The 21,351-nt window shown below is 58.2% G+C and carries 10 protein-coding genes and 1 tRNA gene; 5 read left to right on the top strand and 6 right to left on the bottom strand.

Annotated features, from left to right (window positions below; translation table 11 throughout):
• Positions 1-96: 96 nt before the first annotated feature.
• On the bottom strand, positions 97-9,066 hold the full coding sequence (locus tag HFP54_RS14995) for a cadherin domain-containing protein (protein WP_168565747.1): 8,970 nt from the start codon (positions 9,064-9,066) through the stop codon (positions 97-99).
• Between the two features lie 387 nt (positions 9,067-9,453).
• Here HFP54_RS14995 and HFP54_RS15000 point away from each other — a divergent pair, with 387 nt between their 5' ends.
• Positions 9,454-11,427, top strand: a complete 1,974-nt coding sequence (locus HFP54_RS15000) for an endo-1,4-beta-xylanase (RefSeq protein ID WP_168565748.1) — start codon at positions 9,454-9,456, stop codon at positions 11,425-11,427.
• On the opposite strand, the gene HFP54_RS15005 is transcribed toward HFP54_RS15000, so the two are convergent.
• On the bottom strand, positions 11,319-13,289 hold the full coding sequence (locus HFP54_RS15005; RefSeq protein ID WP_168565749.1) for an esterase/lipase family protein: 1,971 nt from the start codon (positions 13,287-13,289) through the stop codon (positions 11,319-11,321). The two genes, HFP54_RS15000 and HFP54_RS15005, sit on opposite strands and share 109 nt — an antisense overlap.
• Positions 13,290-13,652: 363 nt before the next feature.
• A tRNA-Ser gene (locus HFP54_RS15010) sits at positions 13,653-13,741 on the bottom strand.
• 187 nt (positions 13,742-13,928) lie between these two features.
• Between HFP54_RS15010 and HFP54_RS15015 the strand changes: the two genes are divergently transcribed.
• Both HFP54_RS15015 and HFP54_RS15020 read left to right on the top strand, forming a co-directional pair.
• Positions 13,929-15,089, top strand: coding sequence for an FAD:protein FMN transferase (locus HFP54_RS15015; protein ID WP_168565750.1), 1,161 nt, complete (start codon positions 13,929-13,931; stop codon positions 15,087-15,089).
• 72 nt (positions 15,090-15,161) lie between these two features.
• The gene (locus HFP54_RS15020) at positions 15,162-15,410 is read left to right on the top strand and encodes a hypothetical protein (RefSeq protein ID WP_146413193.1); all 249 of its coding nucleotides are present in this window, start codon (positions 15,162-15,164) and stop codon (positions 15,408-15,410) included.
• A gap of 87 nt (positions 15,411-15,497) precedes the next feature.
• On the opposite strand, the gene HFP54_RS15025 is transcribed toward HFP54_RS15020, so the two are convergent.
• Positions 15,498-17,084: a hypothetical protein gene (locus HFP54_RS15025; RefSeq protein WP_168565751.1), complete on the bottom strand. Its 1,587-nt coding sequence runs from the start codon at positions 17,082-17,084 to the stop codon at positions 15,498-15,500.
• Between the two features lie 664 nt (positions 17,085-17,748).
• Here HFP54_RS15025 and HFP54_RS25660 point away from each other — a divergent pair.
• Together HFP54_RS25660 and HFP54_RS15040 are read left to right on the top strand one after the other, a co-directional pair.
• Positions 17,749-19,305, top strand: coding sequence for an AI-2E family transporter (locus HFP54_RS25660; RefSeq protein WP_235951839.1), 1,557 nt, complete (start codon positions 17,749-17,751; stop codon positions 19,303-19,305).
• Between the two features lie 135 nt (positions 19,306-19,440).
• On the top strand, positions 19,441-20,349 hold the full coding sequence (locus HFP54_RS15040) for an SHD1 domain-containing protein (RefSeq protein ID WP_315853914.1): 909 nt from the start codon (positions 19,441-19,443) through the stop codon (positions 20,347-20,349).
• Between the two features lie 15 nt (positions 20,350-20,364).
• Here HFP54_RS15040 and HFP54_RS15045 read toward each other — a convergent pair whose 3' ends face one another.
• Positions 20,365-20,715, bottom strand: a complete 351-nt coding sequence (locus HFP54_RS15045; RefSeq protein ID WP_168565753.1) for an SPW repeat protein — start codon at positions 20,713-20,715, stop codon at positions 20,365-20,367.
• 3 nt (positions 20,716-20,718) lie between these two features.
• The gene (locus HFP54_RS15050) at positions 20,719-21,351 is read right to left on the bottom strand and encodes a vitamin K epoxide reductase family protein (protein WP_168565754.1); all 633 of its coding nucleotides are present in this window, start codon (positions 21,349-21,351) and stop codon (positions 20,719-20,721) included.

Below are 21,351 nucleotides of genomic sequence, written 5' to 3' on the forward strand. Positions count from 1 at the left end.
GTCGATAGCTTGGGTAACATGAGTCAAAGACCGTTTCAAAATTCCCGATCACAACGTGCGGTTGCGATCATCCCGTGCTTGTTGTTTTCCCGTGTTTCATTCGCCCGCATCGGCGGGGTCGTCCAAGATGCTGTCCAGCGATTCATCGTCGTCATCAAACTTTCCGTCCATCGTGTCCAGGACGGGCAGCGGGTCCAACGTTCGCCACGCTGGCAACACGAACAAAGCCGAACTGGCCAGATAGCCCGCGTTGACCACCCAGACCGCTTGTCCGATGCTGACAGCGACGGCCGTCGATACGGCAAAGCCGACCACGATGGATTCGTACTGGACGTCGCCCAGCAGGTCGTCACGTAACTGGTCCATCGCTTTCCATTGCCGCATTTCCGTTTCGCCGCCCAGTGTTGATGCAAGCGCGAAATCGATCGACGAGTTTTCATCGCCATCGCCGTTCGGATTGTCGGAACTGGATCCGCGAGAATCGCCGTCACCGCGTACGTTGGTTCGCTGGACGTCGCCACTGGTTTGGGCATCGGTGAACTGCAATTGCAGAACATCGACAACGGCACCGTTCGCGTTGCCGTCGCCGCTCTGGTTGGCTGTAGCCCCGTCGTCTTGACGGATCATCGCCTGGGATGACACCGAGTCGGAATCGGACGACTCGCTGTCGGAAGATTCGGCTTCGGCTGTCTCGGCCTCGTCAGCTTTTTCTTCGGCGGTTTCTTCCGCATCGGCGGATTCATTGGATTCGCCCGGGTCCTCCGATGCATCGGCCGGTTCGGGATCCGGGTCCGGTTCGCTCGTCAGCGTCAAAGCCGGTGGCAGGATGATCAACGATTCCTGGACATCCACGCGAATCGTTTCGGTGTAGGTGGCTCCGGAACCTCCCCGGTCGGTCACCGATACGGTCAAGAAAAGCGTGCTTTCAACGTCGTAGTCGATTGATTGGCCCGCCTTCAGACGAAGCTGGCCTGCGGCAATTTCAAAGCGACCGTCGTCGACCGACCAGACATGTGTGTCGATCACATCGGGGTCGACCACCGAGATCGCACCCACGACATCGCCGTCAACACCTTCTTGGATCTGGGATCCACTGATAACGATGTCGGTTGGCGCAGCGTTGGTCAGGCCGACGGGCGTCGTTGGATTGCTGGACAGAGCGGATTCGGTGTTCCCGGTGTTGTCGGTGACCACGACCGAGACGCTGATCGCCTTGCCGACGTGCGTGGCGTCCAGTGTGATCGTCGAACCGGTTTGACCGATCAGCGAGACGCCGTCGGCGTACCACTGAAAGGCTTCCGACTGAATGCCTTCGGGGTCCGAAACGGATGACATGTCGACGGACAAAGTCTGGCCAGTCATCGCCGATCCCGTGATGCCGGGCGTTCCCGTTGCGGCTTCATTCACGTCGCTGACATTGATCGTCACGGTTTGCGTCGCGGACGTGTTGGTTCCGTCGCTGACCTGCAGCGTTAGCGTGTAGCTGTCGGTCGATTCATGATCCAGGTTGGAGTTGTCGGCGATCGTGATCTGGCCGCTACTGGCGTTGATCGCAAAGATGCCGTCGCCGTTGCCGGCGGTGATCGTCCAGCCTTGCAGGGTTCCATCGGAATCGGTCGCCGTGGCGGTTCCCACGACATGATTATCGGCGACGTTTTCGGCCACGGTGAAGGTCTGGCCGGCATCGATCACCGGCACGACATCGTTGACGTCGGTGACATTGATCGTCACGGTTTGCGTCGCGGAGGTGTTGGCTCCGTCGCTGACCTGCAGCGTCAACGTGTAGATGTCGGTCGATTCATGATCCAGGTTGCTGTTGTCGGCGATCGTGATTTGGCCGCTACTGGCGTTGATCGCGAAGATGCCATCGCCGTTGCCGGCGGTGATCGTCCAGCCTTGCAGCGTTCCGTCGCTGTCGGTGGCCGTGGCCGTTCCCACGACATGATTGTCGGCGACGTTTTCGGCCACGGTGAAAGTCTGACCGGCATCGATGACGGGGACGACATCGTTGACGTCGGTGACATTGATCGTGATCGTCTGTGTCGCCGACGTGTTGGCTCCGTCGCTGACTTGCAGCGTCAACGTGTAGCTGTCGGTCGATTCATGATCCAGGTTGGTGTTGTCGGCAATCGTGATTTGGCCGCTACTGGCATTGATCGCAAAGATGCCATCGCCGTTGCCTGCGGTGATCGTCCAGCCCTGCAGGGTTCCATCGCTGTCGGTTGCCGTGGCGGTGCCCACGACATGATTGTCGGCGACGTTCTCGGCCACGGTGAAGGTCTGACCTGCATTAATGACCGGAACGACATCGTTGACGTCGGTGACATTGATCGTGATCGTCTGCGTCGCGGACGTGTTGGCTCCGTCGCTGACCTGCAGCGTTAACGTGTAGCTGTCGGTCGATTCATGATCCAGGTTGGTGTTGTCGGCAATCGTGATTTGGCCGCTACTGGCGTTGATCGCAAAGATGCCGTCGCCGTTTCCGGCGGTGATTGTCCAGCCCTGCAGTGTTCCATCGGAATCGGTTGCCGTGGCGGTGCCCACGACGTGGTTGTCGACAACGTTTTCGGCCACGGTGAAGTTCTGACCGGCATCAATGACCGGAACGACATCGTTGACGTCGGTGACATTGATCGTGATCGTCTGCGTCGCGGACGTGTTGGCCCCGTCGCTGACTTGCAGTGTCAACGTGTAGCTGTCGGTCGATTCATGATCCAGGTTGGTGTTGTCGGCGATCGTGATTTGGCCGCTACTGGCGTTGATCGCAAAGATGCCATCGCCGTTGCCGTCGGTGATCGTCCAGCCTTGCAAAGTTCCGTCGCTGTCGGTCGCCGTGGCGGTGCCCACGACATGATTATCGGCGACGTTTTCAGCCACGTTGAAGGTCTGTCCGGCATCAATCTCCGGCACGACATCGTTCACGTCGATGACATTGATCGTCACGGTTTGCGTCGCGGACGTGTTGGCTCCGTCGCTGACTTGCAGCGTCAACGTGTGGCTGGAAGCGGACTCATGATCCAGGTTGGAGTTGTCGGCGATCGTGATTTGGCCGCTACCGGCGTTGATCGCAAAGATGCCATCGCCGTTGCCGGCGGTGATCGTCCAGCCTTGCAACGTTCCATCCGGATCAGTGGCCGTGGCGTTTCCGACCGCAGTACCATTGGGTGCCGATTCGGAAACCGCGAACGTTTGCCCAGGATTGATGACGGGGACCGTGTCGTTGGCATCCAAGACGTTGACCGTCACGGTCTGGGACGATGATGTGTTTTGGCCGTCTTGGACCATGATGGTCAGGGTATAGGTGGCCTGGAACTCATGATCCAAGTTGACGTTGTTGACGACCGTCAGTTCGCCCGTACTGGAATTCAGGCCGAACAGACCGTGATCATTACCCGAGGACATGATCCAGTTTTGAAGCGTGCCATCGGGGTCGGTCGCCGTGATGAAACCGAGTGAAGTTCCAACATTCGCGGTTTCCGAGACGCTGAAAGATTGGTTCGCATCGACGACCGGCACGACGTCGTTCAGGTTGTTGACGTCGATCGTGAGACTTTTCAGCAATTCATTGCCGTCGCTGTCGGTGACCTTCACAACGACGTTGTATTGCGTTTGGGATTCGTAATCCAAAATTCCGTCTTCAAGGATAAGATTGGATCCCGAAACCGAGAACTTGGACTCGTCGCTTCCGCCGACAACGTCGAATGTGTGGGTGTCCGTCAGGCTGGGGTCGACGGCGGACAGCGTTCCCACGACGTGGCCGCCACTGGTGTTGACGTTCTCGTCGATGTTGTCGTTGCTGATTTGGATATCGGTGGGGCGATTGGCCACGCGAAGCAGCGCGATCGCATCGATGGATTCGTTGCTGTCGCCAAGTTCGACGTCGCTGCCGTCCAGCAGTTTCGTCGCGGTGGCTTGCGTGGTTCCAGCCAGTGCCGTTTGCGTCACGTCCAAGACGAAGATGTCGGTCGTCTCGATATCGACTGAATTGGAACCAACGCTACCGGCGGAATCCAAAGCCAACAAGATTTGGCCTTCTTGGAACGTATGTCCGCCGATTGTCGTGGTCTTTTCGATGATTTCGACGCCGTACAGCTTGTCGCTGATGTTGATGTCCGCCCCATTGATCAGCAAGCCGGACGTGCCGGCGGTCGTTGCCTCGCCCACGTCGTCGACTTGGTAGTAGTACACGTTGCTGTCTTGGCTGCCACCGCTGGTGACAAAGACGAACGTGCCGGCCGCCAGCGTTTGGCCGTCGGCGAATTCCATGTCATTTTCGACCAGACTGATGCCCCGCAAATCGCGACCCATGGGGTCTTCCAAAAGGATCGTGAACGTACCGCTGCTGTAGTCACCGGGCGAATCCGGGCGGAAGACGACGACGTCCTCTTTGCCAACGGTGATGGAATTCGTGCTGGTCAGTGTCGGGCTGCCCTTGGTGCTAAACAGCACGTCACCGGCTTGCAAGTCAAACGCGGGATAGCTGTCGCCGCCGATGGTGATGGCTTTTTCGACATAGTGCAGACCGTCGACGTCTTCACCACTGGCAAACGAGTCGATGTCAAAGACCTCGGAAAACTCACCCGCGGTGGTATCGGCGGGATCACCGGTCGGATCAAAAGACAGCCCGCTGCCGCCGAATTCGACGACCGATCCCCTGGTCCAGCTGGGCAGTGTCGTCGTGCTGCCGTTGCCGGTGCTGCTGAACCAAAGTTTGCCGCTGGCGCCCGATTCGGTGACCTGGACCTGGTGCGATGGCGTGAACACCAGCGTGCGGAAGTCGGATGCGGATGCGTTGTCGGTATAGACATCAACAAAAACGGCGGAGGGGCCGCTGGTGTCGTATCGACGAATGTCGCTTGAATTTTCGCCCGTGACGTACAGCAATCCATCGGGACCGAACGAAATTCCAACCGGGCCGTCCAAGCCGCCACCGCTGATATACGCGCCCGCGTCGACCAAATTGCCGCTTTCGTCAAACCGATAAACGCTGTCGTCGTTGTAGGAGGCGACGTAAAGATAGTCGTCGTTGCCGAACGCCATGAATTCCGGGCCGTCCAGCGTGCCCGGCGAAACAAAGTTGGCTCCGCCAACAGGAGTACCTGTTGTGGCGTCGTAGCGATGGATGGTGTTGTTGTTGTAATTGGAAACGTACAGATTGCCGTCGTTGTGAAAGACTAGTCCGATCGGTCCCGACAATCCGCTGATGAATGGCGCGTTGGACGCATCGATGCGTGCACCCGTTTCACCGTCATAGCGATGAATTTCACCGGTTCCGTGGCTGGCGACGTAAAGGTTTCCGTCGGGACCCCAAGCGATTCCCGCGACCTGGTTCAGATTGTTATCGTTGACGAAGGTGTCGACCATGCTGCCGGTTTCGGGGTCAAACCGCAGCACCGTTTGCGATCCAAAGGATCCCACATACAAAAGCCCATCGGGGCCGACGGCGATCGCACCCGGGCTGGAAAGCTGAGTTCCGCCGATCGGTCCCCCGACGACCAGACCCGTGGTCGTGTCGATTTCATAGACCGCGTCATTCGGGTTGGCCGCACTGCTGGTCACCCAACTGCCCGCGGCGTGCCAATTTCCGTCTTCGTCGGTGGCGCTGATCAGGATGTTGTGGAAGCCACCGTTTTGATGATAGGCGTGTGAAACGGTCGATTCGGTTCCGGCGACCGTGTCGATATGACCGTCGCCCCAGTTGATCGTCCAGCTTGTGATGGTGTCATCGCCGTCGTCGGATGCGTAGAAATACAGGGTATAGGTTTCGCCGGCTTCCACGGTGGTGGTCCCCGTCGCGTGAATCTCCGGTGCGACGTCGGTCACGGTGACGGTCGCAAAGTCGGTTCGATAGTCGCCGCTGTCGTCGGTCACACGCAATCCGATGACGTAATCGGTTCCGGCGACCACTCCATCGTCGATCCCCCACAAGGTCGACAGGTCCGCCCAGCTGATGGTGGGACTGTCGGTGACCACGTCGCCATACACGCCGTCCAGGTTTAGGTCCCACTGATACTGGGTGATGGATCCGTCGGGATCGGACGACGATGATGCGTCCAGGGTCAGCGATTCACCTTCATCGATGGTATAGGCACCACCGGCATCCGGATTGGGCGTGGTGTTTTCGCCTGAGGCGGGACCGATCATACGCGCATAAACGCCGTCGGTGTCACCGGGACCATCGCCCGACCAGACGACGACGTATTGCGTCGGGCTCAGCATGGCGACCGATGCCCGGCTTTGATTTCCAGTGGTCGTGTAGTTGATCAGCGTTTCGCCGCCCAACGCGTTGCCCGAGGCATCGTAACGCTGTGCGAACACGCCATCGGTGTCGCCCGTTCCTTCGCCGGTCCAGGTAAACATGAAGTTACCTGAATCGTCCATCGATAGGGAAACTTCGGATTGTGGACCGGCGGTTGTGGAATTGACCGTGAATTGGGATCCAATCAGATTGCCCGATGCGTTGTAGCGTCGCGCATAGATGTCATTGTTTTGATGCCAGCCGACCACAAAGGAACCGTCGTCGTGCAACGCGATCACCGCTTGGTCCGCAACACTCAGGATGTTGGTCTCAACGCCGATTTCGCTGCCGATTCGACTGCCGTCTTCGTTGTATCGATTGACGTAAATATTTCCGGTGGTTTCGGCAATGATGGCGAATTGCCCGCTGCTGTTGGTGCTGACCATCGGGTCAGGAGAAACAACAATGGCTCCGGTGGTCACACGGAATTCTTGAGCATCCAATGCATTGCCATCGGAGGCATATCGACGGGCGTAAATGCCGTAGCCCTCCGGTCCGCTTCCATACCAGGTGATGACAAAGTCGTTCCCCGCATCGACGTCGACGGAAGATGCTAATTGGGAATCGGAGTTGTGAGTGTTGACTCGGAATTCACCATCCTTTGCTGTGCCGTCGGCATTGAAGCGTCGGGCGTAGACGCTGCGATCCGTTCCGTCTTGATTGGAACTTGTCCAAGTCACGACAAAGTCACCGTCGGCTTCGCTGGCCACCATCGCCCAGCCTTGAAAATCTGCGGTCGTTTGATTGACCAAGATTTCGTCGGTCAGCGCGATCCCGTTGGCATTAAAGCGTCTGGCGTAGACGCCGTAGCCTGATGAGTCTTGTCCTTCAGATGACCAGACAACCACAAACGATCCATCCGCCGCGATATCGACGGCTTGCGCGACTCCTTTGTCTTCGCCATCAGTCGTTTGGTTGCCCGATGTGGTTTGGTTGACGTGGATTTGGGCTTGATACTCGAAGGCACCGATGTCGATATCGGTGTCTCTTGCAAAACGCCGACCGTCCAGTGTGACCGCTCCCGCGGAGTTGCCGTTGTCGATGGCCGTGCTGGTGCTGTGCAGCGAATGCGTCCGAACGCCGCCACCATAGTGATCCAGGGCACCCAGTTTTGGGTCAACGTTGTTTTGGTCCCCGGTGCCCGACAGGCCGGCTGATCCGTCGCTGTCGATGTTGTATCCAAGGCTGGTCAACGTGTCGGCGGCGTTTTGTCCCGCGTTGTCCAGAATGGTGTTCTTCAACTGGGTGACTGCGGCGTTTTCGTTGTCGATGCCGGTGCTGTTGTCGGCGACCGTGCTGTTGGTCAGCGTGACATTGCCGCCGTAGTTCAGAATCGCGCCGGCGGATTGGTGAGCCGCGTTTCCGCTGATCGTCACGTTGGACAGATCCCCAGTTCCACCGTTGATATAGATCGCACCGCCTTTTTCGCCCGCGGAGTTTTCGGCAATCGTCACACGTTGCAACTGCAGCGAGCCGGCGGAGTGAATCGCACCGCCGAACTGGGACGCTTGGTTTTGATAAAGTTCGACGTCTCGCATGGTCAGGGAGGACCCCGACAGCGACATGACCGCCCCGCCCTGATCTGCAACCCCGCCGGTGATCGACAGGCTTCGGAAAAGAACGTCCGATCCAGATTGAATCGTGAACGGTCGCGTGCCCAGACCGTCGGCGTCGATCAGGGTATCCGTCGCCGACACGCCGATGAACGTGATGTCGCTGGTGATCGTCAAAGTGCCGTTGGCAAAATCATCCAGCGTGTAGGTACCACCGCCCAAGACAATTTGATTGCTGCCGCCGTCGGCATTGGCTTGCTGGACGGCTTCACGCAGCGACGTCAAACCGTCCGACGCGACCACATCGTCAAACGTGTCGACGGTGATCGTCGCCAGCTTTCCTTTCCAATCGTCTTGAACGGATTGGCTGGCAAAGACGTCCGTTTCGATTCGGCCGGTCGAGTATTCCAGTTCCCAGTCGCCCGAGAAGTCTTGGTGTCCGGTGTCGTCATCACTGGCGGCGACGTCGGCACCGGTCAGCGTGGCCATCGATTCGATCAGCGTGCGTCCGTCGGCGTTGGAAGCCAAATCACATCCGTACAACAGAATGTCGGCGTCGGACGTCAGCGAATCTTCCCAGGACGACAACGTGCCCGCATAAGCGTCCAACCGGTCGGCCGAAAGCACGGCGTTGCCCAGACGTAACGTGCCGTCTTCACCGTGTGAAACGATGTGAATCGAACCAACGTCTTGCAGACCGTCCAAAATACGAGTGATCTGGTCGACGCCATCGGAATCGCCATCCAGAACGAACACTTGCGTTTCCGGGGCCAAATCGCCGATTAGCGTTTGATAATCGGAAACGCTGGAATCGACGAACACGATCTGCTCGCCCGACGATTGGGCCAGGTCATGGATCGATTCGGATGAAGTGTTGTCGATGCCGCTTGCCGATCCGTCGGTCGTTGACTGGACTTCGGCGACTTCGACGACCATTTCCGTCGGGTCGACACCCGCATCGGGCATGACGGGAAGTGGGGTGGCGGAGTACAGGATCCGCGGCTCCAGCGCGGTCATCGGGGCAAGGACCGGTCGGTGAATCTGTGGTCTGCTGGATCGAACCAGCGGCAAGCCGGGTTCGGCGCGATTGCGATCCCACCACAAGCCCAACCGGCACTGGGTCCGCTGTAGGTACCGCCGGCCGCGTCGAGACACGGATTCTCCGTGGCTGACAATCGTCTGCCATATTCCGGTCGTGTCGGGAGTGCGGTTCATAGCGATTTCGCGAAGGTTCAAGTGAACACTCGCCGCGCGGGTGGCGGCATCACTGGAAACGCTACGACACAGATGCGGGTCCGCTGTTGTCGGACCTTGGCCTGGTTTCGCCCGCACGGAACATGGTTGGGATCATGCGCCATCTGCGACGATTGTTCCGGTCGATTTGAGCAAACGGATCAACCAAAATACGCACAACACGATTCGGTAGCATCGTGAACCCTGTCGGATCCGACAGGGTTTTGGACGGATCGTTGTTCGGATCGCGATGTTGGTAACGATTCGTCCGGTTGTCAAAATCGGCCGGCGGAATTGGCCGTCACTGCCGTCCGCCCCATCGTGGTCTTTCCACCCTCCCAACCCGCCATCGAATGCAAGGCCTTGGTCATGTCCCGCCACCATCATCGAATCCGCATCCCGTTCTGGATCGTGATCGTCTATTGCCTGTTGATGACGATGTGGATCCGTGACATGGCGGGTGCCGAAACGAGCGTTGAAACGATGTTGGATCGGCAAGTCACCGCGCCGGCGGACGGCGAAGACTGCCTGGCTTTCGATGATCCGGCACTGACCACCCTCAGCCACGGCCGTCTGCCCGAAGCGTCCGCCCGCTGGCTATCCCCGGCGACGGCAGAAGCGGGGAGACGTGACGATGTCCGTGTTTTCGAAGTCGTCGTGCCGCGTTCCAGTCCCCAAGCCTGGGATGCACAGGTTTCGATCCCCTTGCAACGAAAGATCGCCAAGGGAGATCGAGTTCTGCTGATGTTCGATGCTCGCTGTGTGGCGTCCGACAACGAAAGCAGCACGGGCTACGCCGGCTTGTTTGTCCAACCCCACGGCGAAGACGATCGAACCAGGTATCCCTTCAACGCGGGACCCCAGTGGCAGCGTTTCGCTTACCCGTTTGTCGCACCGGTCGATCACGATGTCGACCAGACCAAAGTCGTCATTCACGTCGCATCGATGCCTCAGACGTTGCAGTTCGCCGCGGTCAGGCTGATCAACTACGGTTCCACGATCCCTGTACGTGATCTGCCCACGTCCAAGTTCACCTACCCTGGACGTGACGATGACGCCCAATGGCGAACGCAGGCGTTACAACGAATCGACCGGATACGCAAAGCCGACATGACCATTCGCGTCATCGACACTGACGGAAATCCGGTGGCCGGACAAAAGGTTCGGATCCGGCAACAGCGTCATTCGTTTCCCTTTGGCTCGGCCGTCAATTCGATGTTGTTGGGCGGCGACGCGTCGGACTTTCCCTTTCAACGCTACATCCGCGGCGATTCTCGCGGTCGACCGACGACCATCGAAGACGCGCGGCGTTATCGCGAAATCGTCCAAAGGTATCTCACACGGGTCACGTTCGAAGGCGCCTTGCGCCCACACGTCTGGCAATGGGGTAAAGATCCTGGGGATCGAAAGTCGGATCTGTATCGCCGACAACAAGTCCTTTTGAACTCCACCGTTCCATGGCTGCAAGAGAATCGAATCTCAATACGCGGCCACTACATCGGATGGGGATCGATGAACAGCCCGCCGATCCAGCGAGACTTTGTCGACGACGTGGACGCACACAAGCAATGGCTGTGGAAACACATGCAGGACATTCTGCCGGCCACCGAATCGTTCGTCGACGAATGGGACACGATCAATCATGTTGTCGGGTTCGGCCAAACCTATCATCAGCTGTATGGCGACATGCAGATCGATGTCGACATCATGCGGGAAGCACGACGCTTGGCTCCGTCGCTGCGGCACGCGATCAATGAAGGCCAGATTCTGCCCGGCGGCAGCCGCCGTGATGCCTATCGAGCGGTCATCGAAAATCTGAACCAGCACGGCCAAGCCCCCGATGTGGTCGGATTCATGGGACACTTTGATTCTGCATCGTTGACATCGCCTCCCGATATCTTGGCCCTATTGGACCGCTACGCCAAACTTTGTCCCCATCTACAGTTGACCGAACTGGATGTCGACACGGGAACCGATGAAGCCTTGCAAGCGGATTACTTGCGCGATGTCATGATCGCATCGTTCAGCCATCCGAACATCGACGCGATCGTGATGTGGGGCTTTTGGGAAAATCAGCATTGGAAACCCAACGCGGCGCTTTGGCGTAGCGACTGGTCACGCAAACCGGCCGGCGACGTGTTTGTCGACTTGGTTCGCAACCAGTGGTGGACCGACACCATGGTGGTGACCCAGGCTGATGGTTCGGCAACGGTCCGTGGGTTCATGGGGGATTATCAGTTGTCGGTGGGCGACGTTGATTCGGTCACTTCGTCCACGGCATCCGGCGTCACATCGGTGGTGCTGGACAAAAAAGGTGCGACTGTCGATTTGATGGTGCCCTGATCGCCTGATGTTGAATCAGCCAGATTTCGATGGCTTCTGGACACGCCATTCCAACGATTCAGACTGACTGGACAAGAGGTTTCCATCTTCTCGTTGTCGGAAACGATCGACAGACTGGCGGGGGCGATCAACGGTGCATGCAACAGCACCGGAGCCGGACACGATTGCAATTCCAAACGGTGAAGCCGCAAGATGCGGATGACTTCTTCGATGGCTTCGGCGTGCTTATTCAACATGGAGTGACGTGTGTGGATCATCCGTTCAGACACTGCGTAGAAATCTCGTGCGCTGTCGACGGTCACGATGCCGTCACACGGTTCACCCACACAATTCCCGAAACGATCGCCAATGATCGAATGGGTGACGATGCCTTTGTTCGGCGGTGTGCCATTCAGGTCGACCAAGTACGGGTTCCCCACAATCGTCAGGTCGATGTTGTTTGACCGATGTGGGCATCCGGGCACGTGGTCCTGGGGAATGTTTCCACGCAGCGCACGCACACCATCGACCAAGATCGAAAGGGCCCGGTTGGACGGCACCGCACCACGATGCGGCGTCCCGATATGAACGATACGACGGATGCGACAAGCAGGGTCCTGATCAATGTCGGGCGTCGTGGAGATGACTTTGGCAATCAATCCACCCAAGCTGTGCCCCACGCCGACGCAATTGGACAATGCATCGTCGGTAAAGTCGGGATCGATGGCGTGTCGAACACGGATCAGTTCAGATCGCAGCTTTCTTGCCGCGGTTGGATACGGCAAGCCTCGCGGATATTCAAATTCCCAATACTGGAAACGTGATATCAAGTCGGGATGCGAACGCAGCGCGTTGACCATTTGCACCCAGGTCGCTGGGCTGGATCCCAAACCATGAATGAAGACGACCGGGATCTTTCCAGGCTGGTACGGCTCAATCGCAGCCAAGCGGCACGGCCCGGTTGAATCGCTAAGCGAGGTGACATTGCCAAGACTGGTTCCGCTGCGTTGGCTCAACCGATAGGCCAGCGGCGCGGAAATATCGGTGGCGATGTCCGTTGAATCAATCGCGTTCGATTCTGGTTGCGCATCATTGCATCGGTATCGTCCGGGGCGTTGTGAAGATCGCAATGGATCGTGAAGCGTCAATCGAACGGACGATTGGTCTTCGTTGGATCGGGTCATGCAAAGCGTTGCCGCGAAGGGAACGTTGGGCATCACCAGGGGATCATCATCGCCTCGCGCGGTTTCGACCACCAATGGGACGCCGCGACCAGCAGTGCGATACAACGGATCGATCGCGTCGGTCCGGTAATCACCGACCAACCGCAAGTAACGGAAATCGCCGGGCCGCCACAAAAAGCCATCGCGATGCAGCGGAAGATGCACCACTTGCGATCCGGTGTGCACGGTCAACTGTTTGCCGGGATCGAAACGTCCAAAACGTTGCCCGCTGTGGACAAGACGGCTGAGAGCGGATTTATGAAGGTCGCGGCCAAACGCCGTGGTCGAACATCCGTAGTTGGCGTGACCGCCGCAAACGTTAAACGTTCCTTGGGGTAACGGCCCATCAAACGGCAACGTCGCGGTGGCGACTTGGAAGTACAAGTCGACGCAATGCGGCTGGCAGTCCGATTCCATCTGAACCGCCCGATCGTAGGTCTTGCGGATCGCATCCAGGCTGCCCGCTTGATCACATTCGGAATCTGTCGACGCTCGGTTCCACGGGACCAAGCAAACCGTTGCATCGGTTGATGCCGGCATCACTTTGACCGGGATCCATGTCGCGCTGAATGACCCACAGCAACCGGACAAGACCAACAGCAGCGACGATAGACCGACGATCGTCGGCACGTCTTTGCGTCGGGCGGTTGGCTGGTACACGAGATGGATCCGGGTATAGATTCGCCGCGATCCATCGCTATCGCCCACGGGCCGTGCGATCACCGATTCCTTGGGGACGCAACTTATTGGCTCGCGGGTGTGTCGTCGCTGGTTTGGACCCACGCGGGTCGCGATTGCGGCGCACATCAGCCAATGTCGGCACCGGTGACCGACAAAATGAAGCGATGGGTGAAAGAAGTTCGGTTCGATCGAATGAACCGATTGCGCGGACCTTGCTCGGCCCAGCTCGCAATGATTTGACCGGCCCACGCCAAAAGAAAAAGCCCACGCATCGAGTTCGGCATCGCCAAATCTGGATGTGTGGGCTGGATTCTTGATCGCCGGCGATTCGACCGACGTAAGCGGAGCGGACAGGATTCGAACCTGCGGAACCCGTTTCCGGGTTCACCGATTTAGCAAACCGGCGCTTTCGACCACTCAGCCACCGCTCCTGGTGATATTCCGGTCAGTTCCAGGCGGTCAAACCTGATCCCGATGATCGGCCGCAGAAGCATCCGCAGCGTTTGGCGAGAGAACCCGCCAGGCCGGAAAGCTCGAATTGTGCTGGAAACCGTCTTGGAACGCAACCCAAGTCGGCCCCGTTTTGTGGGATCCTAGATTCGTACCTAAACTGGCGACATGAACGGAACCGACGAGCCCTTTTTGACGCATGTTTCGCACCGCGCGATGGCATGTTCCTTCGTCGTCGTGCTGCCGCCCTGGCACGCGGCGAAAGTGGAGGTGGCCGTCGCCGCACTGGAATCGCTGGACGAGATCGAAAGTCGCCTGTCGGTCTATCGCGCGGACAGCGAAATCAGCCAAATCAATCGGGCCGGTGTGGGGCAGGCGGTGAAGGTATCGGCGGACACGTTTGACGTCCTAAGCCGTGCGATCGAAATCAGTCGTCAAACGTCCGGTGCGTTTGACGTGACGGCCGGCCCGCTGGTCAAAGCGTGGGGGTTCATGCAGCGGAGCGGAAAGAAACCGACGTCGGCGGAGATCGACGCAGCACTCAAGTGCGTGGGATACGACGCGATCGACTTGGACCCCGACCGACGGACGGTCACACTTCAAAAGCCGGGGATGCAGATCAACTTGGGCGGCATCGGCAAAGGCGACGCGATTGACCGTGTGGCGGGTCGCTTGCGCGAAAACGGTATCAATGATTTTCTTTTGCACGGCGGTCAAAGCAGCGTCTTTGCGGCCGGCAATGGCGACACCGATGCGGTGGGCTGGCAACTGGGCATCGCCCACCCGACCAAACCCAACCGACGAATCGGCGGGATCCGATTGCTGGATGCCGCACTGGGGACCAGCGGAAGCGGCCAACAGTTTTTTCACCATCGCGGCGTTCGCTACGGGCATGTCATCGACCCGCGAACCGGATATCCGGGCAGCGATCTGTCGTCCTTGACCGTCATCTGCGACACGGCAATCAACGCGGACGCCATCGGCACCGCGTTGTTCGTCGAAGGGGCCCGTCGATCGATCGCGTTGAACCATCAGTGGGCGTCGTCAACGACCAGCAGCATTGATCCGTTGCCCAGTTCCGGCACACACGACGGAATGTCCGCGGCGCAAAGTAGCGCAAACGCGGAGGCGGCTGGCGAACAAATGCAGGATGAAAACGTGGCGACCTTGCCGACGGTGCGACCGAGGCATCACCGGGGCAAATTCGGGGCCGTGTTTTGCCGTCCGGGACAGCGACAGGACCAAGTTTTAGTCGATCTTTCCGGGCCGATTGAACTGTTTGATATCGATCTGGACCTGATCGATCCGCAGTCATTACAAGCGGATTGAAGGGCTCGCGTCGGCGGAAGCGCGCCCGCGTTTAGCACATACCGTTTTCGGACACAGATAGAGCAGTTTCACATGAACTTTTTCGATTGGATTCGCGACGGCGTTCGAAACTCCGTCCTGCACGGTGTCAACGACGCCATCGAAGCCATCGGTACGCCCGAGCAATCCGATGATTTCCACCCCAACATGGTGGCACTTTTGGGTTCCGACACTTCGACCACCAAGCCGAAACGTAAACGCAACACCGGCGGCACGACGGCAGCCGGACGCAAGCGTTTGGGCAAAAGCCTGAAAGACATGGACGGGGCAAAGGCGTCCTGACATCCACGGCCGATCCGATGGCCGATAGGAAAGCAATGTTTCACAGCGCAGTGATGAATGACACTGCGCCCGGCGGATAGGCTTGGGTTAGCGTCCGGCCAATTGATCGACGGCGGCCGGATTGGCCACCATGCCGTCTTGATCCGGTGCCGCGACAGGTTTCTTCGCGGCGTCACCGGCCATCTTTTCCAGCTGCTCGGTCAATTCGGTCAGCTTCTCCAAGAAGTCCCTGGTTTCTTCCAACGACTTGTCATTCAAGTCCGTCAGCAAAGTCTCCATCTCGGTCACCCAAGTGGTGATTTTGCCTTTGGACGCGTCATCGGCGACGGCCAGCAAGCCACCCGGCTTGGACGGCATGCCGGGCTTGGCCGATCCGGTCACGCCCAGATGGATTTGTTGCAACACATCGTTCAATCGTCGACGCGTCGCCACCACTTCGGCTGGCTGTGGTTCGTATTCTTGGACGACCGGAGCCATCCCGTAGCTGCCGTATCCTTCGTCCATCCCCATGTCGCCATAGCCTTCGTCGCTGCCTTCGGCACCCATTTCATAACTGCCGTCGTCCATCTCCATGTCGCCGTAGCCATCTTCCATCGACGCGTCCATGACGCGTTCCTCGGCGGGTACCAGCAGGTCGTCGGGTTTCTCAGGCTGCTGCATCGCGATTTCGCGAGGCTGGTTGAACTGTTCCAGCCGCTTGACTTCTTCGCCAAAGGCTTCGAATGCGATCGCCGTCCAGATGTCCAGCGTCTTCAGCGGCGCGGCGACTTTGGCCTTGGCCGCGCCGGCGTGGCGGCCGAACGTGGCGGCCGAATGCAACGCGATCAAGTCGGGGCGATTTCGATCTTGGCTGATGGTGACCAATGCGGTCGCCAAGTTCTCGTCGTCCGGACGCAGCAATTCCAAAATGTCGACCGCATAGCGTTGCATGAACGCGTGGGCTTCCGGGCTGCGTCCGGCGGGAACCGGTGCCTGCAACAGCGTTTGCAGCGGCGGCGCCAGTTGGTTTTTCACGTTGTCGGGCAACCGATGGAAAGTCAGCCGAGTGTAACGCAATAGCCCGTGCAGTGCGGCGGCGCGAACGCCGTCCGGATTGGTTTCCGTTTCGAACAGTTTCTTCAATACGCCGAACCCGTTCATGTACGGCGTCGGCGGAATTTCGCGGAAATCGCCGGGATCCGAATTCAAGCGACCGATCGCCATGGTTGCGGCGATCCGAGCGGCGGGCTGGAAATTGCCGCCGGCCACACCCGACATCATCGGGGCAAATTTGGAAATCATCAGGTTCGCGACCTGTGTATTGCCACGACGTTGGGCCGCGTCGATCGCGGAAACCACGTCGTCGATCAGTTCCGTGATTTCCGGTGTCGCGTCGGCTTGGGTGATCCGGCGGGGCACGTAGTTACTGACGTACGCCATCGCGGCACGGGCATGAGGCGACGATTGGCCTTCGCTGCTGTTGGAAAAGGCTTTCAAAGCCGTTTTCATTTGCTTGACGGCCGCCTCGGACTTCAAAGCGTCCTGGATCGGCAGTTGTCGATACGTCGCCTGACCGAACGCGGTCGCGGCCAGCGATGCAATCAGTGCCGTCAACAAAAACACGAACATCGAAATCATCTGGCGGCGTCGAAGTTTCCGCATCGATTCGGCTTTCGCGATCACTCGATCATTCATGTGCGTTTTTCCGATTGCTGGTAAAGCAGATCTTTGGCGTGGTGTCCGTACGTTCGTTCGTCTTGCCATCCCTTCATCCGCTGGGTCGATGCGGGCGTTCCGCCAACGGTCGCCGGATGACGACCACGTCCGCGTGTCGGACCGATCAGTGAATGCGATGAAGCGATTGGGGGGACCAGACGAGTGTCAGAAAAGGTATTGCGGGCGATGTTCCCGTCGCACCGCAAAAACCGATTATCTCCGCCAAACCCCTGGTCCGTCAAACAAAATCCGACGCTGTGACCGGTTGTGAAGCCGAATTTTGCGTCCCGAAGGTCCGTTTTCACGGCCTGTTTGGGTCCGAAACGTGGCCCCAGTCGCTTCCACTGGGGGGACTGATCCGACTTTGCGATCGATCCACCCGAAACGTCGGGACGCTTTGACCAAGCAGAAAGACCGTTTGATCGCCGGTTCCGCAACTCCGTTCCAGGGTTGAAACTGACACACGCACAGCGGGCGTGGACCTTCGTTGGACGACCCGCTGATACGCCTGGCGCTTGCAGCAATCGCCAAACTGTTTCGTAAACGTTTTGTTTCGCGGACGCATTGCTTTGCAGGCGTCTGGTTCAGCAAACGCCTTGCTTCGCCAACCTCGATCCGTTCCGCCATCCCATTGAACGCTCGAATGATTCCCTCTGATTCACTGCCCGAATACGAGATCTCCGAGACTCGGATTCAAACCATCTGCCTGATGATTCTGGCCAGCGTCGCGGGCATCTATTTGGTTTTCTGGCTCCGCCCCGTCCTGGTGCCACTGGTGGTCGCGTTCTTTATCGTCAGTGGTGTGGCGCCGATTTTGGACTTCTTGGAAAAGCGATTCGGCGTCTCGCGATTGGTGGCCGCTGGTATCGCGTTTCTGCTGGGCTTGGCTGTGATGACGCTTTTCGGCGTGACCATTTGGGTTTCGATGGTCGACTTGTCCGCCAATTCATCGGACTATCGTCAGCGAGTTCGACAGTTGGTGATGAAAGCCGAATCGGTGCTGCCGTTTGACTTGTTCTCCAGTGACGTTTCCCTTTTGAAACCGCCACCGCCACCGCCCGCCAACGATCGACTTCCCTCGCCCGCCGATCCGCCGCCCCCGGCTGGCGACCCACTGACTGACAACGAAGCAAATCCTCTCGGCTCGGGCAACCCTGCCGGACGGTCGACATCGAGCCCAGCGGCCGAACCAACCCAGGACCGCAAGGGGGCCGCGTCATCGGATTTCGATCTCACGACATCAGCTCAAGAATTGGCGGATCCGGCCAAACAAGACGCCGTTGATTCGAATCATGACAATTCTGGTCCTTCCGATACCAACGGTTTGGTTTCCAACGAATCGGCGACCGATCGCGGCGAAGAGATTGCAACGCGTTCGTTGGTCACGATGCCGTCGGTTGCGGATCCTTCGGTGTCTTCATCGCATGTCCCCAGTTGGCGCGAAGCTTTGGCGGCTGAAACCTCCGCTGATCTGCCGCCGATCGACTACGACGACGAACGAACCAAACAGGCGACACGTATCGTGGACGCTTTCGTTCGTGACGGTATCGCCATGATTTCCCAGGCCTTGATTAGCCTGGTGTCCACCAGCGTCGTCGTGCTGATCTATGTCTTCTTTATCCTGTTGGGCTCACCAACGTTCAAGAAGAATCGCACCATGGAGGAAGTCGATCAGCAAGTCCGCGGATACTTGTCGCTGAAGACTTTGATTTCGATCGGCACCGGGTTTCTGTTTGGCCTGACGTTGCACTTGTTCGGGGTTCCCATGGCATTGTCGTTTGGGGTCTTGGCTTTCTTGTTGAACTTCATTCCCAACATCGGTCCGATCGTTGCCAGTGTCTTGCCAGTGCCGTTGATCATTTTGGATCCCAGCGGCAACGTTTGGTGGATGGTCGCCGTGATCGTGGCGACCGGGACCATTCAATTGATCAGCGGTAATGTTGTCGAGCCCAAGGTGATGGGCGATTCGTCTGACCTACATCCGGTGACGATCCTGTTGGCCCTGATGTTTTGGGGCATGATGTGGGGGATCGTGGGCATGTTTTTGGCCACGCCGATGACCGCGGCAATGAAAATCTTGCTGGAACGATTCGAAATGACCCGCCCCGTCGCTCGGTTGATGGCCGGACGATCCAGCGACGACGACGATGGAGATCCGTTCGGCCCATCGGCGACGAACGTTCCGGCGACGACGGGGTGATCCCCGGCGGGCTAAACTGTAGCCATCGACCCTTTTCCGATCCGAAAACCGAATGTCTTCTTTTCCCTCGCAACTGCTGATTCGACCATGATCGCCCTCGGATTTTCTGACCGCATTCTTCGCGCATTGTCACCTGTGATTCTGTTGGCCGCCGCTGCCTGTCTTGCTACGCCGGCCCATGCCAGAACTTGGACCGACAAGACCGGCGTTTACACCATCGACGCGGATCTATTCGCGTTCAACGACGAACATGTCGTGCTGCAGCGTGCCGACGGCGAACTGGGCATGTACAAGTTGGAAGACCTGTCCGATGCCGATCGCGAATACTTGAAAGACGAAGACGCGTTGGAGGCATCGCAAGCAAACCTGGATAAACAACAGGTTTGGACGCTAACCAGCGGCGCGAAAGTGAAGGGCCTGGTCGTTGACTATGCCCGCGTCGAAGTGTCGATTCAACGCCGTCGGGGGAAGTTGTATATCAATGATCGCGCTTACAAAAACTTGCCGCCGGTGTACCAGGTGATCACCCGCAAAGTGGTTGCCCAAATCCAGCAGAAAGACGATGTCACCGAACAAGAAATGTTCGCCTGGGTGCGAACCCTGGGCGGTGAACCGAAGAAGGTGACCATCGAAGGTGTTCTGATGGAACTGGCGGACGAAAACGAATACGTCGTTCCGTTCTTTTTGTTTGATGACGCCAGCTACGACTTGTTGCAAGGCGGTTGGCAACAATGGTTGGCCGCGCACGAAAAAGATGACTACGAAGCCAAAGACGATGAAACGTTTCGTTTGCAATCGTCGGCCGCATCCGCATACCAGCGTCAACAGTTCGACCAGCAAATCGCAATCGCAAACTTGAACATGAACGCCATTCGTGCCGGTGTAACCAGCCTGTGGGAAGTCACGCTTTACCCCAAACCGGGCAACCCTTACCCGCCGCGGTGGATCACCGTGTACGGTCGCGACAGTTTGGTCGCCCAGCAGCAGGCGCAAATGCGATTTCCAGCCTACACGATCGGTTCGGTGCGAAAGGTCTCTCGCTAAGTCCTGATTTGCACATCAAACCTTGGCGGTGGTTTCGAATCGCCAAGGTTCCGGCGGGCGGGATGCTTCATTGGGGATCAACGCGATCATCAACAAAAACAATCCGATGACGATGTGGTTCTGGTGCGCGGCAATCGGCGGTGTGCCCGACAGTCGGCCCCAAGCGATCAACCCAACGGAGATCAATAAGATCACCAAGTGCGCCCCTCGCGTGGGACGCCAATAGGACAGTCCCGAACAGGTGGCGATCGCCAGCGCGATCAGCATGTCCGACCAGACCAACTGGGGCTGGTCGCTGACGCCGAAAATCCAAGGGCTGATGGCCAGCCAAACGGCGGTCATGATTTCGACAACGCGTCCCCACATGGCTCAATTCTCCTGTGCCAGAATCTTTGCGGCGGCGCGGTCAAACGCTTCGTCGTGATAACCCCAAAACGCCCGCCACAATTGTTGCCAACTGCGATCGTCTTTCCAAACCAAAGACAGGTAGACGACCGACGAACGCACCTCGTCCCAGGCCCAGTAAACCAAGATCAACGAAATCGCCGCGGTCACCAAACACAGAAAGCACCATTGACCAACGATGAACGCTTGGCACAGCACCAAGATGACGCTGACGATGCCCAGTGGAATGACATCGATCCCGAACAGGATCACTAACCACGGGCGATATTGCCAACGTCGTGTGGAACCCGCAAGCCCCAGAATTGCGTCACCCAGATACGCGATGACACCCAGCGCCGCATCGTGAATGCCCAGCATGCGGTACATCCATTTGGCCGCGTCTGATTTCAAGACTCGGTTGCTGCCGTCGCCGAAGACCGGATCCCAGGTGGAATCGATCAAGCCCCACTGAAACATCGCCAAGTGGGTCGAGATCCCAGCGGCCACAAAAGCCAGCAAACAGATCGGCAACCTTTGAATCCACGACGATGGATTGTGGGGATACGGCGGGACGACGGCATCCAATCGGGCGGGCGTTCGGTCGATCGCAATGTCCAT

The organism is Crateriforma spongiae (assembly GCF_012290005.1).
In the GTDB taxonomy this organism is placed as follows: Bacteria; Planctomycetota; Planctomycetia; order Pirellulales; family Pirellulaceae; genus Crateriforma; species Crateriforma spongiae.